This is a genomic window from Stutzerimonas stutzeri (assembly GCF_024448955.1).
Classification (GTDB): Bacteria; Pseudomonadota; Gammaproteobacteria; order Pseudomonadales; family Pseudomonadaceae; genus Stutzerimonas; species Stutzerimonas stutzeri_AQ.
In genome coordinates, this window is sequence record NZ_JAMOIH010000019.1 from 1 (window position 1) to 13919 (window position 13919).

At 59.4% G+C, this 13919-nt stretch carries 15 protein-coding genes; 6 read left to right on the top strand and 9 right to left on the bottom strand.

Annotated elements, in window-relative coordinates; all coding sequences use genetic code 11:
- Positions 1–36: 36 nt before the first annotated feature.
- A complete protein-coding gene (locus tag NA645_RS18025; RefSeq protein ID WP_256050109.1) occupies positions 37–375 on the bottom strand; it encodes a GNAT family N-acetyltransferase in 339 nt (112 codons plus the stop codon).
- Between the two features lie 143 nt (positions 376–518).
- Here NA645_RS18025 and NA645_RS18030 point away from each other — a divergent pair, with 143 nt between their 5' ends.
- Positions 519–2459: a sodium:solute symporter family protein gene (locus NA645_RS18030; RefSeq protein ID WP_256050110.1), complete on the top strand. Its 1941-nt coding sequence runs from the start codon at positions 519–521 to the stop codon at positions 2457–2459.
- A gap of 259 nt (positions 2460–2718) precedes the next feature.
- Positions 2719–3234: a hypothetical protein gene (locus tag NA645_RS18035; RefSeq protein WP_256050111.1), complete on the top strand. Its 516-nt coding sequence runs from the start codon at positions 2719–2721 to the stop codon at positions 3232–3234.
- 87 nt (positions 3235–3321) lie between these two features.
- Here the strand turns inward: NA645_RS18035 and NA645_RS18040 are convergent, their stop codons facing one another.
- The 3 genes from NA645_RS18040 to NA645_RS18050 form a co-directional block, all read right to left on the bottom strand.
- Positions 3322–4113 (bottom strand): SIR2 family protein, encoded by a 792-nt coding sequence (locus NA645_RS18040; protein ID WP_131648275.1) that lies wholly within the window; start codon positions 4111–4113, stop codon positions 3322–3324.
- Between the two features lie 9 nt (positions 4114–4122).
- Complete coding sequence (locus tag NA645_RS18045; RefSeq protein WP_131648276.1) at positions 4123–4671, bottom strand: non-canonical purine NTP pyrophosphatase; 549 nt, start codon at positions 4669–4671, stop codon at positions 4123–4125.
- A gap of 112 nt (positions 4672–4783) precedes the next feature.
- Positions 4784–5233 (bottom strand): group II truncated hemoglobin, encoded by a 450-nt coding sequence (locus NA645_RS18050; protein ID WP_256050112.1) that lies wholly within the window; start codon positions 5231–5233, stop codon positions 4784–4786.
- Positions 5234–5361: 128 nt separating this feature from the next.
- Between NA645_RS18050 and NA645_RS18055 the strand changes: the two genes are divergently transcribed.
- Positions 5362–5793: a universal stress protein gene (locus tag NA645_RS18055; protein ID WP_256050113.1), complete on the top strand. Its 432-nt coding sequence runs from the start codon at positions 5362–5364 to the stop codon at positions 5791–5793.
- Positions 5794–5863: 70 nt separating this feature from the next.
- Here NA645_RS18055 and NA645_RS18060 read toward each other — a convergent pair whose 3' ends face one another.
- Together NA645_RS18060 and NA645_RS18065 are read right to left on the bottom strand one after the other, a co-directional pair.
- A complete protein-coding gene (locus NA645_RS18060; protein ID WP_131648279.1) occupies positions 5864–6208 on the bottom strand; it encodes a YajD family HNH nuclease in 345 nt (114 codons plus the stop codon).
- A 31-nt stretch (positions 6209–6239) separates the two neighbouring features.
- The gene (locus tag NA645_RS18065; RefSeq protein ID WP_256050114.1) at positions 6240–6944 is read right to left on the bottom strand and encodes a YebC/PmpR family DNA-binding transcriptional regulator; all 705 of its coding nucleotides are present in this window, start codon (positions 6942–6944) and stop codon (positions 6240–6242) included.
- Positions 6945–7159: 215 nt separating this feature from the next.
- Between NA645_RS18065 and NA645_RS18070 the strand changes: the two genes are divergently transcribed.
- Positions 7160–8056: an EamA family transporter gene (locus tag NA645_RS18070; RefSeq protein WP_256050115.1), complete on the top strand. Its 897-nt coding sequence runs from the start codon at positions 7160–7162 to the stop codon at positions 8054–8056.
- Positions 8057–8106: 50 nt separating this feature from the next.
- Here the strand turns inward: NA645_RS18070 and NA645_RS18075 are convergent, their stop codons facing one another.
- Together NA645_RS18075 and NA645_RS18080 are read right to left on the bottom strand one after the other, a co-directional pair.
- Positions 8107–10029, bottom strand: coding sequence for a methyl-accepting chemotaxis protein (locus tag NA645_RS18075; RefSeq protein WP_256050116.1), 1923 nt, complete (start codon positions 10027–10029; stop codon positions 8107–8109).
- 175 nt (positions 10030–10204) lie between these two features.
- Positions 10205–10393, bottom strand: coding sequence for a hypothetical protein (locus NA645_RS18080; protein ID WP_256050117.1), 189 nt, complete (start codon positions 10391–10393; stop codon positions 10205–10207).
- A 120-nt stretch (positions 10394–10513) separates the two neighbouring features.
- Between NA645_RS18080 and dgt the strand changes: the two genes are divergently transcribed.
- Positions 10514–12010 (top strand): dGTPase, encoded by a 1497-nt coding sequence (dgt, locus tag NA645_RS18085; protein WP_256050118.1) that lies wholly within the window; start codon positions 10514–10516, stop codon positions 12008–12010.
- A 52-nt stretch (positions 12011–12062) separates the two neighbouring features.
- Here dgt and NA645_RS18090 read toward each other — a convergent pair whose 3' ends face one another.
- Positions 12063–12725 (bottom strand): TetR/AcrR family transcriptional regulator, encoded by a 663-nt coding sequence (locus tag NA645_RS18090; RefSeq protein ID WP_256050119.1) that lies wholly within the window; start codon positions 12723–12725, stop codon positions 12063–12065.
- Between the two features lie 95 nt (positions 12726–12820).
- Between NA645_RS18090 and NA645_RS18095 the strand changes: the two genes are divergently transcribed.
- Positions 12821–13918: an efflux RND transporter periplasmic adaptor subunit gene (locus NA645_RS18095; RefSeq protein WP_256050120.1), complete on the top strand. Its 1098-nt coding sequence runs from the start codon at positions 12821–12823 to the stop codon at positions 13916–13918.
- Position 13919 lies beyond the last annotated feature (1 nt).

Below are 13919 nucleotides of genomic sequence, written 5' to 3' on the forward strand. Positions count from 1 at the left end.
GCAAAAACAGGCTCCGGCACGGCCGCGAACGAAACGTCAACAGACCCTAGCCTCGCTGAAGTTCAGCTGTCGGTAGAAGGCAATCACCTTGGGCTCACAAAACAGCCAGACAGGTCCGTCATTTGCGGCCAGTGCCTGGGTTATCAACCGCGTCGCCAGACCCTGGTTGCGCTGACTCGGGGCGACCAGCAATCCGGTCAACCAGTGACCACCGGCAATGCCGCTCAAGCAGAGACCGGCAACGAAATCGGTGTGCCCGACGACCCAGCAATGCGCACCGGCCGGTACTCGCATGTGGCTGCGATGGGCTCGGTAGAACTTGTCGAGTAGCGGCTGACATTCGGCGGGTAGCTGACGCGGTTGGAGTCCGAGCATGAGTGGTATCCGATGACGCAGCGCATGGTACCCGATGAGCGCCGTAACCTGCGCTAGCCGGCCCGTCCGATCCGTTTATCCGATGGCCGCAATTTTCGCTGTAGTGCAGGCTCTGAAGAGAACTACTCCACAGGGCCATAACAATGATAGATCTCCTGATAGTGGTGGTTTTCATCCTGTACGGTCTGGGTTCGGGCCTCCGTGCGCGCGGAAAGGCTTCTCAGAGCCTCGATGAGTATTTTCTCGCCGGCAAGACGATCAAGGGTTGGAAGGCCGGCTTCTCCATGGGGGCGACTCAGTTCGCCGCCGATACGCCGCTGCTCGTTACCGGCCTCGTTGCGACGGCTGGCATCTTCGCGCTTTGGCGATTGTGGATTTACGGCCTTGCGTTTCTGCTCATGGCTTTCGTGTTCGCGGTTGGCTGGCGTAGGGCGGGCGTGTTGACCGATGCAGAGCTGACCCGAGTGCGATACAGCGGCAAGGGTGTCACTCCGCTACGTTTGCTCAAGGCGATCTACTACGGCACGGTGATCAATTGCGTGGTGCTGGCAATGGTGCTGGTGGCTGCCATTCGTATCGCCGAGGTGTTCTTGCCATGGCACCTGTGGCTGCCCTCCGGAGTTTACGAGCCCATCGTGGATTTCATCGCTACTACAGGCATACAGCTCGGCGAGAGTATTACCGGGCTGGAGCCGGCAATGATGAGCGCCAATAACCTGATATCGATTCTGCTGATACTTGCGTTCACCGCGATGTATTCGATAACCGGGGGGCTGCGCGCTGTGGTCCAGACCGACGTGGTGCAATTCAGCCTGGCGATGATCGGCACGCTGCTTTATGCCTGGTTCGTCGTCGATGCCGCCGGTGGGTTGGGCGGATTGACGGATCGCATTGTGGAAATCTACGGAGCCGAGCAGGCGAGCAGGATGTTGTCCTTCGCCCCTCCAGCCGATGCGGGTGAGGCGCTGATGCCGTTCCTGGTCATCATCGGTCTGCAGTGGTTCTTCCAGATGAACTCCGACGGTACTGGCTATCTTGCGCAGCGAAGCATGGCGTGCCCGACCGACCGTGACGCTCGAATCGCCGGTCTGGTGTTCGCCTGGCTACAGATTTTTCTGCGCAGCCTGTTCTGGCTCGCGATCGCGGTTGGGCTGCTGGTGCTATACCCGTTCACTCCAGCCGAAATGGCCGGCGATGGTTTCACGGCTGGGCGAGAAGCACTGTTCGTGCAAGGTATCGAGGATTTGTTACCGCCCGGTGTGCGCGGCCTGATGCTGGTCGGATTGCTGGCCGCGTTGGCTTCTACCGTCGATACACACCTCAACTGGGGCGCGTCTTATTGGAGCAACGACGTCTATGGCGGCGTATTCGCACCACATGTGCTCAAGCGCAAGCCAAGGGATCGCGAGTTAGTGCTGGTGGCGCGGTTGTCCAACGTGCTGATTCTGGTGATCGCGATGATCATCATGGCCAATCTCGGTTCGATCCAGACTGCCTGGTTTATTTCGCTACTGTTTGGCGCGGGGATGGGTTCGGTGCTAGTGCTGCGTTGGCTCTGGGAACGAATCAATCTGTACTCGGAGCTGACCGCCATGGCGGTATCGCTGATTACGGCGCCTTTGCTCCTCTATTATTTGGGCACCGATCCGGAGCGCGAATGGATACGCCTCGGAATCATGGCCTTGACCACTACATCCGCCGCGATCCTGGTTACCTTCATCACTCCGGCGACCGACGACGCCACGCTCAAACGCTTCTATCGCCGTGTTCGCCCCTTCGGCTTCTGGCGGCACGCAGCGATGCTCAACGGCGTTGGGGCTGCGGTGTCGGTCAAGGCGTTGGGGACTCGGCTGTTCGCCGTGGTGGTAACCGCCGTTTCGCTTTTTTCATTGCTGGTCGGTGTTGGTCGCCTGATGTTCCCGCCGCCGCAGGGCAGCTCCCTTATTAGTTGGCTGTGTCTGGCGGTTGGGTTATTGCTGATACCGGTCTGGCTGCGAATCGCCATGGGGCGACAGTTCGATAAGGATCCAGAAGATGAACCATTGCCGGAAGATGTATCGGCGCGAAAAAGTGGCTCGGCGTGATTGGACATCCATTCTTGGGTCGGGCTTCATGTCGGCTGATCGGGTTGTATAGTTCGCTCCGTTTGTTGTTTGGCGAACTCAGCCCGATTAGGCGATAATTAGCGCAGCGGCGAAACAAATTAAATAATCAATAAAAATAACGGCTTACTTGATATACCTAAAATAAAATGAACAGTAGTTGTACTCCTCTTGTCATTAAAATACGCATCGCGTGAGCGTTACTGCGTATCCGCCATAGTAAGAACAAGAGGGTGTTGTCATGAAACGACTTTTCAAAACTTCTCTCCTGGTAGCCGCCATGCTTCCCGCTATCGCAGTTGCCGCTCCGGTGGCAGGTGATCGTGAAGTTACCTTGAGCGGTGCGGGAAGTAGCGATAAGGACTTCGACGATACGGTATTCTCGGTACAGGGTAGTTGGGGTACTTATCTTGATGAGCGATCCATGTGGGGCATTCGGCAAACGGTTAACGCCCGCGATTCTGAAGGTGAAAGCGTGCAGTTCGATGGCTCCACCCGAGTGTTTTATGACTATCACTTCGGTAGTGGAAACACTCGCCCATTCATTGGCCTGAGCGTGGGTGGAGTCTACGGCGAAGAAGTGGACGAGACCTTCATGGGTGGACCGGAACTCGGCATCAAATACTGGGTTCAGGACAAGACGTTCATCACTGCGATGGCTGAATATCAGTTTCTGTTCAAGAGCGGAAGCGATGCGCGAGATCGTTATGACGATGGAGCGTTCTTCTATAGCGTCGGTATTGGTTACAACTATTGATGCATGCGAGTGCGATGCCCGACGGCATCGCACTTTTATCGCTTCGTTTGTTTATTCTTTCGCTTCGCTTGATATAACCAAGGTCCGTTAGCCTTCAACCAGATTCCGCAAAAAATTCTGCAAGGCTAACCCCGGTTCGTCATCTTCCGAAGTGATCATCTGAATTCCCCATTGGCTGAGAATTTCTTCCTGCACCGGGTTGGGTTTGTGCGAGAAGACATAGGATATCGGCCGGACGCCAAGGGTTTCGTGTTCGTTCCAGATCTTCGATAGTTTGTAGAACAATAATCGAATGTTGGTATCCGAAAGGCTGTAGCCAATAAACAGAACGGCTTTGCTCAATGTGTCGGCGCGTAACTTGATATCCAGCGGCGTTTCGAATTGCAGGCGCTCGTAATAGCTCGTTTCGTCGAGCACGATCGAGTCATCGTCATCGAAGTCGCCGTGGAACTTGACGATTTGCCTGACGCCATCGCGGGCCTTTACCAGGTCACTGGCATTGGCGATCTTGATGTAACCAACGCCATGAGCATCATGGGCGTTCTCCAACCAGCGGTCGTAGTTGGTCGTGTAGATCGCTGGAAACCGACCTTGAACGATCAGCCGGTGAATCTCCGAATCGCGGATCTCGATGCTCTTGTGCCACTCCCGGTCCATCCAGCTGCGCAGTGGCCCGATGTTGCCTTTCCTGATGCGGTAGTACTCGGCAAGCGAGAGGAAGTTTCCATAGGTATCGAAGACATCGGGGTCGTAATCGAGTTGCTGGGCAATTTCGTTGATCAGGTCGCGCCAGGGCGGTAATCCGATATTGGCCGACACGCCGGAGCCTACGAACAGAATCAGGCGGTTATGCCGGTACGCCTCCAGAAGCTTCTGCATCTATACCTCTCAGACCCGGCGCAAGTGATTGATGAAGGCGTCCAACGCCCGCTTGCGCATGGAAAGCTCGTTATGGACGCCACCCAACTCGGCGAAGGTGCAGGAGTAGCCGTCGGGAATGAACACGTTGTCCCACTCGAAGCCCTCTGCACCCGCTGGTTCGCGGGAAATCCTGCCGGTAACTTCACCCTCGAAGAAATGCCGCTTGCGGCCGTCGCAGTAGCCGATCAGCGAACGTGCCACCGCGGAAGGATCGTCCAGATTGCCGATCAGTTCGGAGAAGCGCACGGCGTGCAAACGATCCCAGAACGTCTGGGTCAGGCCGCCGGGAAAGCCGTTCAGGCTATTGATGAACAGGCCCGAGTGCTCGACGAAGACCGGTTTGCCAATCATTTTGAAGGCGTCCATCAGCTTGTCACTGACTAACTGATGCAGATCTTCGGTTTGCTGTTCCACGATGCGCACCGGGAAGCTGATGATCTCGATACCGCTCTGCTCGAGAAATTCCCGTGCGTCGCGAATTTTCTGCTCGTTGACCGAGGCAAAGCGGATCTTCATCTAATCACCCTGACTGCTGTTCGAAGCTGCGGATGCCGCATCCGAGCATCGTTATCCCACAGAGTTATGACGCAGCGATGTGCCCAGGGTTCGGCCTGTCGATCCGCGTCGGTTATGGCAGGGGCGAGTGCGGGTGCGCCGGGCACGACTGTTGTCCGGCTTGGAGGATGCGTTCCGCCGGTACCCGCAACTGCACCAACAGGTAGTCGGCGAAGTCCGCTGAATAGTCCTGCTTGGCAATGGCGAGCGCCATGCATTCGAGCCAGGCGTCCCGCTCGGTTTCGCCCACCGTCCAGCGTCTGTGGAATTGCGGGATGCTGATGCTGCCGAACTTCTCGGCGTAACGGCGCGGTCCGCCCAGCCAGCCACAGAGAAACGCCGCCAAACGTTCGCGCGACTCACTCAGGTCCTGCGGATACAAACGGCGTACGCAATGGGCGGCTTCGTGCTCGTCCATGATCCGGTAGAAGTCCGCGACCAGCTGTTGGATGCCGGCTTCGCCGCCGGCTGCCTTGAAAGAGGCGTCGCCGATGCCGAACGGAGCGTTGGAGGTTGTACTCATCGATGTCTCGCAAAGGCGTTGATTGTTTCCGGTGCCGGGATTGATCCAGCGCAATGGATATGTTCCTGGCGCTAGGGGGCATTGGGCGGTGGTCTATGCTGTTCTCAAATGTTCAATGGAGACCCGCCATGCGCAATATTCTTTTAGCTTTCGACGGTTCGGACAACGCTAAACGGGCGCTGCGATACATCGTCGACTTCGCCGCCGATGCGCCTAAACCGCTTCAGGTGCACGTCCTGAATGCGCAGCAGGAACCGGTCATCTATGGCGAATTCGTCACCGCAAGTACGGTTGAAGACCTGAACAAGAGCTTTCTTGAAAAATCTCACCGTACTCTGGAGCAAGCCGCTACGGAGTTACAGGCCGCCGGCATACCGCATCAGACCCATGCCGTTCTAGGCGATGTCGCAGCGCAGGTGAATACGGCCGTGCAGCAATTCGGCTGCGACACCGTCGTCATGGGCACACGCGGACTAGGTAGCTTTACCGGCATGTTGCTGGGCTCGGTTGCCAACCGCGTGGTCCATGAGGTTTCGGTGCCGGTCCTGCTGGTCAAGTAACCGGGGCGTGTGAGCTGTTCCCGTTTCGTCGCGGCTCACGCGAAACGGGAACAGATTCGAGATCGCTGAATCAATCTGACTTGCCCTTGAGCAGGTCACCCAGGTTGGCGAAGGCCTTGAAGGTTTCCTTCGGGCCCAGATCGCTGCCGGGCCTGGCTTCGGCCTGGTACTGATTGTCCGTATAGCGTGAATGCTCGTTGTCGTGGCAGTACAGGCAGAGCAGTTCCCAGTTGGAGCCATCCTCGGGGTTGTTGTCGTGGTTGTGGTCCTTATGGTGGACCGTCAATTCGCTCAGCCGCTTGCCTGAGAACTCCCGCGCGCAACGTCCACAGACCCAGGGGTACATTTTCAGCGCCTTCTCGCGATAGCCCTGTTCGCGCTGGGCGTACGGCGTATTCGGTTTGTTCGTGCTCATGGTGTTTGCCCTCTACCGGAATCCAGACCCGTCAGCCCGCCAGGCCGACATAGACGTTCTGCACATCGTCATGGGCATCGATGGCCGCGAGGAAGGCTTCGACTTCTTCGAGCTCCGCATCGGAAAGCGTGGTGACGGGGTTCTTGGGTCGATAGCCGAGCTGTGCCGACTGTACGGTGAAGCCCTGTTCGGGCAGCGCACGGCAGACCACGTCCATGTCGCTGGGATCACTGATGAATAGCGTGGCCCCGTCTTCGGCGGCTTCGAAATCCTGCGCGCCGGCTTCGATGGCGGCCAGTTCCGGATCGGCATCAGCCGTGTCCGGCGCCGCTTCGATCAGGCCGCAGTGGTCGAAATCCCAAGCGACGGAGCCGGACGAACCGAGCTGACCCTTGCGGAACAGTACGCGGATTTCAGCGACGGTGCGGTTGACGTTGTCGGTCAGGCACTCGACGATCACCGGCACCTGATGCGGGGCGAAACCTTCATAGGTGGTGCGTTCGTAGTGGACGCTTTCACCGAGCAGGCCAGCGCCTTTCTTGATTGCGCGCTCCAGGGTTTCTCGCGGCATCGAGGCTTTCTTGGCCTGTTCCACCACCAGGCGCAAGCGGGGATTCATATCCGGATCGGCGCCGCTGCGGGCTGCGATCATGATCTCCTTCGACAGCTTGCCGAAGGTGCGTCCCTTGGCGTTGGCTGCCGCTTCTTTATGCTTCGCTTTCCACTGTGCGCCCATGCTTGTTCTCGTGCGGGTTGATTCGTTCGCTAGCGATTCTAGCTCTTTTGCAGCCGAAGCTGGCACGGAGTGCATGGCATCGACCCATGCCGGAAAGAGCCGTTCGCGGGGCAGGTTTACCGCGCTGCGACTGTATTGCCGAATCCTTTGCTCGCTGTATGAGTGCACGATTGCAAGAGAGGGCTTTAATGATTTTTTAACCCGGGAAGTGCGCCATGGTACCCAAAGACCTCCTGCTGGCCCTGGTGGTAATCATCGTCTGGGGCATGAACTTCGTGGTGATCAAGGTCGGTCTGGATGATATTCCGCCGATGCTACTGGGCGCGTTGCGTTTCCTGCTTGCAGCCTTCCCGGCGATTTTGTTCATCAAACGTCCGCAACTGCCGCTGCGCTGGCTGCTGGCCTATGGTGCGACCATCTCGCTTGGGCAGTTCGCCTTTCTGTTCTCGGCCATGAATGTCGGCATGCCGGCCGGGCTGGCTTCGTTGGTGCTGCAATCGCAGGCATTTTTCACGCTGTTCTTCGCCGCGCTGTTTCTTGGCGAGCGTCTGCGTGCGACCAATTTCATCGGCTTGTTGATCGCTGCGGGCGGGCTGCTGCTGATCGGCATGCAGGGCGATCGCAGCATGACCTTGGCCGGCTTCGTGCTGACCATCTGTGCGGCGTCGATGTGGGCGCTGGGCAATATCGTGACACGCAAGGTGGGCAAGGTGAACCTGGTCGGATTGGTGGTTTGGGGCAGCCTGATTCCACCAATCCCATTCTTTGCGCTTTCATGGATGCTGGAAGGCCCGCAAGTCATCGAAAGCGCATTGCGCGGCATCGGCTGGAGTTCGGTTCTGGTGCTTCTCTATCTGGCCTTCGGTGCGACCATCCTTGGCTACAGCCTGTGGAGCCGGTTGCTGTCGCGCTATCCGGCCAACACCGTGGCGCCTTTCTCGTTGCTGGTGCCGGTGGTGGGGCTGACGTCCGCCGCGTTGCTGCTCGATGAGCATCTTGGTGTGATGCAGGCGATCGGAGCGCTGCTGGTAATGCTGGGGCTGATGATCAACGTAGGCGGCGGTTGGCTGCTGGGCCGGGTGCGCATGGTGCTGGGCGGTTCGGCTGCCTAGAAGGAACCGGATCGCGACATCATGCCCGATCCGGTTCTGCAGATTTCATATCAGACCTTGAAGCGGCCAATCAGCGTCTGCAACTCGCTGCCCAGTTGAGCCAGTTGCGCCGTGGACGCTGCCGTTTCCTGCGCCGCTTCGGCGGATTGGTCGGCCACGTCGCGCACGTTGAGCACACTGCGATTGATCTCTTCGGCCACTGAACTTTGCTGCTCTGCCGCGGTGGCGATCTGCAGGTTCATCGCCTGAATGATCGATACCGTCTCGGTGATCGCCTGCAGTTCCGCACCGACATCACGTGCCAGACTGACCGTGTCCTTGGCGAGACTACTGCTGCTGTCCATCATCCCCGAGGCGGTACGCGCGCCTTTCTGCAGATTGCTGATCAGCTCTTCGATCTGCGCGGTGGATTGCTGGGTGCGCTGCGCCAAGCCGCGCACTTCGTCGGCAACCACGGCAAAACCACGACCCGCCTCACCCGCACGCGCCGCCTCGATGGCAGCGTTGAGCGCGAGCAGGTTGGTTTGTTCGGCGATGCCGTTGATCACCGTCAGTACGGTGCTGATGCCATCGGTTTCCTGGTTCAGCTGGGTCATGGCTTCGGCGGAAAGTGTGACTTCCGCGGACAATCGATCGACCTGCGCCAGCGCCCGTTGAACCACGGCGTTGCCCTTGGTTGCCTGTTGGTCCGCGCGCTTGGCAGCATCTGATGCTTCTTCGGCGTTGCGCGCCACTTCCTGCACCGTGGCGGTCATTTCATGCATGGCGGTGGCGACCTGATCGGTTTCCTGGCGTTGGCTGCTGACGCCAGCGCTGGCCTGGGCGGTGACTGCCGACAGTTCTTCCGAGGCGGCCGCCAGCTGCGTGGTGATACCGCCAATATGGCCGATGAGCGATTGCAGGTTGCTGCGGGTTTTGCCCAGCCCATCGAGCAGCTGACCGAACTCGTCGTGGCGTTTATCCACATCCTGTCCGGTCATATCGCCGGCGCCGATACGCTCGGCCATTCGCACCGCCTGATTCAGCGGCTGGGTAATCTGCCGAACGATCAAGGCGCTGATCAGAACCCCCAGGACGATAGCCAGCAAAGTGATGCCAATGACTTGCACCTTCTTGGCCTGGGCTTCCTCGGCGCGTTTGCTGGTTTGGCTGGCGATGATGGCCTGAGCCTGCTCATAGAGCCTGGCGAAGATCGCTTCCATGTCCTGGTGCGTCTGTTGCTGCATGGCGACGATGGGCGGTAGCTTCTTGACCAGCTCGACGTATTCGTTCGCGCTGGCCTTGAGCGTCTGCAGGCTTTTTGCCTGAGGCCCGATCAGCTCGCTTTCCAGGGCTGCAATGGCTGCGTTGAGGCTGTCGAACTGCTGATTGAGCGCCTGCAGGGCGGCCTCGGATTCTTCCATTAGGTAGCCACGCACCGTGTAGCGCAGCAGCCGGTTCTGCTTGGACAGTTCGCTGGTGAGCAGGGCGATATTGGCGGTATCGCTGGCTGGATGCAGTACCGGGTTGCCCTGGACGCCGTTCCAGCGTCGCTCCAGGTCGCCGATCAGTTTGTCAGTGTTGTTTCCAGTCTCGACCCAGTTGGCGCGGGTTTGCGTTTTCTGCGCGTGGAGGGCTACCAGTTTTTCGAACGCGTCCTGGTAATGGCGGGCTTCACTGGCGATGATTTCCAGATACTCAAGGTCTTGCGGCTCGGAGAAGCTGGCCCTTTCCCTTTCGATGATCTGAACGATGTTCGCCACCGAGTCCGTGACGCGAGCGACGTGGCTGGGATCGCTGCGCTCCTCGAAGCGCACCTGCGCGTAGCGAATTTCGTTGGCTTCGTTGAGCAGGTTTTCAGCCGTCTGTGCCTTGTCGCTGCGGGAGATCAGCGCGTCCATGCTGAGCACGCCGATAGCGGCAACGCAGACGGTCAACAGCAGTACGGCTGCGAAACCCAGAGCCAGCTTGTAGCTGACCTTCAGATTTTTCATTGTTGTTTCCTCAAGGCCGGATGCCACTGAAGTTAGTCGTAATATGACATCGGCAAAATCGGCCTTTACTTGAGCTTGTCGTCTGATGACTGCAAAGGTTTTCTGCTCACAGCGCCTCGCCTGCCGTTGAGGCGAGGCGATGGAGGTCTGGTTGAAGGCGTTGGCTGGCTGCGCCTCAGCCTTCGTTCAGGCGAGCCAGCGCACGGCGAACCATCGCCGCGTATTCCGGTGGGGTGAGTTGGTAGAGTTCCGAGGCGACCCAGGGTAGCCAGCGAGCTCCCAGTTCGGGTCGCTTGTCGAGCAGCCGCCGTGCTTCGGCGGTCGCCCGCTCGGCATGTTGGTGATGAAAATCCGCTCTGCTCATGATGCTTCGCTCCTGGCTGAGCGGGCGATTCTAGTCGAGCAGGGCTAGGGCGGGGCAGCGGTCTTGGTAAAGCCGTCATGCCGCGCTAGGCTCGGCTTTCTTATCTATCGAGTGCGATCCATGCCAGTGCCCCTGAACTTCAAGGACAAGATCACCCGCCAACGGCCCTACGGCCAGTTGGAGCCGGGGATGCGCGCCTCGGACGGCAATCTGCACGCGGTCATCGACCAGCTGGAAAGCGACCGCGGCCGCATCATAAATTCGGCGGCGGTGCGTCGCCTGCAGCAGAAAACGCAGGTGTTCCCGCTGGAGCGCAACGCGGCGGTGCGTAGCCGGCTGACGCATTCGTTGGAGGTCCAACAGACCGGTCGTTTCATCGTCCGTACGCTATATAAGCAGCTTGGCAACAAGGCCAGCCTGTATGGCCTCGATGATCTGGAAGGGGCGCTGGAAAGCCTGGTGGAGATGGCCTGCCTGATGCACGACATCGGCAATCCCCCGTTTGGGCACTTCGGTGAGTTCGCTATCAGTGAGTGGTTTGCACGTCACTTGGAGGCTCTTTTCGAAGCCGCCGACCCGGTGGGGCAGGGCGATGCCGAGCTGCGCGCACGTATGCTGCTCGATCTCAAACAGTTCGAAGGCAACGCTCAGGCGATTCGTCTGGTGGTCAGCCTGTTGCGGTTGAACCTGACCTATACCCAGACGGCCGGTCTGCTCAAGTACGTGCGGGCGGCCTACGCGCCCAAGCCTGACAAGGGCACGCCAGGCGCCTATCTGCACAAGAAGCCGGGCTTCTATCTATCCGAAGCGCCGTTCGTGGATGATTTGCGCACCGCGCTGGGTCTGCACCCCGGCACGCGTCATCCCGTTGCTTACATCATGGAAGCAGCGGACGACATCGCTTATTGCTTGGCCGATATCGAGGACTCGGTGGAGAAGGGCATCTTCACCATTGAACAGCTGGCGCAGCTGCTGGTAGCCAAGTTCGCTGAGCACGGGTCGCCGGACGAGCCGATCGCACCAACCGGGCGCAGCTTTCGCAGCATGGTCGCCTATGCCGAATCGCGGGCGCGCAAGGAGCCGATCAACAAGGTCGGCGAGTTCTTCATCTGGTTGCGCGTGAATATGGTCCATCCGCTGGTGCAGCATGCGGCTCAGCAGTTCGTCGACAACATCGAAGCGGTCTATCACGGCACGCTGGACCGTGCATTGTTGGAAGATGCCAGCCTGGCCAATGCCATCGTGCAAACCTTCAAAGACGTGGCGATGGATCGGGTGTTCTGCCACCGGGAAGTGGAAACTCTGCAATTGCAGGGCTATCGCATCCTGCAAGGCTTGCTCGACGCCTACGCACCGCTGTTGCGCGTCGCTCCGGAAACCTTCCAGGCATTGACCGAGGGCGGCTGCCGCCGTGAGCCGCATCTGCAAATGCTCGCGCGGCGGTTGCCCAGCCAGCTCATCAAGGCCTACCACGAAGCCATGAAAGCCCACCCTGTGGATTCGCCTGATCAGCCGTTGTGGGAGTTCTACTACCGCTGCCGAATGCTGCAGGATTTCGTCAGCGGCATGACCGATCAGCTCGCGCAGGATGAATACCGGACCCTTTCCGCCTTGTAGCCGTTCGCAGCGCGGCGATTCTCCTCGTAGCGCAAAACTATCGAGTCGGTTCCTATGCCGGCTCCTGCGATCCGGGTTTCACGCTTCCATAAGCGCGCATGAACAAGGCGACGCAGTCCTGCACATGTTTATCGGCTTCTTCCTGGTCAGGCAACTCCGAGTAGCCGATCAACAAGCGGAAATGCGCCGCGCCCTTTATCAGTGAGCAGAAGTGTTCGGCGGCGCGCATGGGCTCGTTCGCATGTAGCAGTCCGCGCTGGTTGGCTTGAATCACGAGCTGTTCCAGATCCACCAGCAAACGCTGCGGTCCCGCGTCGAAGAACATGCGCGACAGCGCGGAATTCTGCGTGGCCAACGCGACCATGACACGGTGCAGTCCGATGGACTCCGGGCTGTTGACCAAGGCATGGAATGCATGACCCAGCTCCAGCAACACCTGGCTGATCGAGCAATCGTGCTCGAGGACGAACAGCGTGCGTGGCAGGCGCGTCTCGCAAGTGGTCTTTATCGCCTCGCCAAACAACGCCTCCTTGTCCTTGAAGTGGCTGTATAGCGTGAGCTTCGAGACGCCCGCCTCAGCGGCGATGGCGTCCATGCTGCTGCCTTCGTAGCCGTTGCTGAGAAACAGCACCTGAGCCGCTGCGAGTATCGCGTCACGCTTGGCCGGATCTTTCGGACGGCCCGGGCCAGAGGGCACGGATTGGTTTTCTGTCATAGCTGTTTTAATACTGGACTGGTGAGTTCGGTATTTTTACTATACCGCGCAGTACAAGTATTAGAACCCACCTTGCGACAGAGAGAGAACCGATCGTGTTCCGACATGCCCTGCCTTTCCTTGGTGTCATTGGTCTCGCCTTGCTGGCCGGTTGCGGCAATGGCGAGCCCGAGCAGCTCTCGGCAAGGCCGGTCATGGTGGTTCAACCGCAGCCGGCCAGCGAGGCGGTCGAAAGCTATCCGGGCGAGGTGCACGCGCGTTACGAGCCTGAATTGTCGTTCCGAATCGGCGGAAAGGTGACCGAGCGACTGGTCGAAGCCGGCGAGCGGGTGCGCAAGGATCAGCCCTTGGCCAAGCTCGATCCGCGGGACGTGCAATTGCAACTGGAAGGCCTGCGCGCCCAGGTTGCAGCCGCGGAGGCCAATCTTCGCGTCGCTCGCGCCGAGCACGAGCGCTACAAGACGCTCATGAACCGCCAATTGGTCAGCCGCTCGCAGTTCGATTCTTCCGAAAATGCCTATCGCTCGGCCCAGGCGCGTCTGCAGCAAGCGCGCGCGGAATTCGATGTGGCGCGCAACCAGGTGGACTATGCCGTTTTGCGGGCGACCCGCGACGGGGTGATCGCCCAGCGTCGGGTCGAGGTCGGCCAAGTGGTCGCGGCAGGGCAGACCGCGTTCGTGCTGGCCGCCGACGGCGAGCGCGAGGTGGCGATCAATTTGCCGGAGCAGGCGCTGGATCGTTATGCGGTAGGCCAAAAGGTTTCGGTGGAAATCTGGTCGCACCCGGGCACGCAGCACCCGGGGCACATTCGTGAATTATCGCCGGCGGCCGATCAGCAAACGCGTACCTACTCGGCGCGCGTCGCGTTCGATGATGCCGATGTGCCGGCCGAGCTGGGTCAGAGCGCCCTGGTGTCGATCCGCAACAATGGCGAGGTGCCGCTGGCCGTACCGCTTTCGGCTGTCACGGCCGAGCAGGGCAAGGCCTATGTCTGGCGAGTGAAGGGTGGCGCCACGCTGGAACGAGTCGCCGTACGCACCGGTGCCTTCGGCGAAGCTCTGGTACCCATACTGGAGGGTTTGCAAGCTGACGATTGGGTCGTGCTGGCCGGCGTGCAGATGCTGCACGAAAACCAGGAGGTGAGGGCAGTCGACCGCGACAACCGACCGGTCGTGCTGGCGGCGCAGGAGTAAT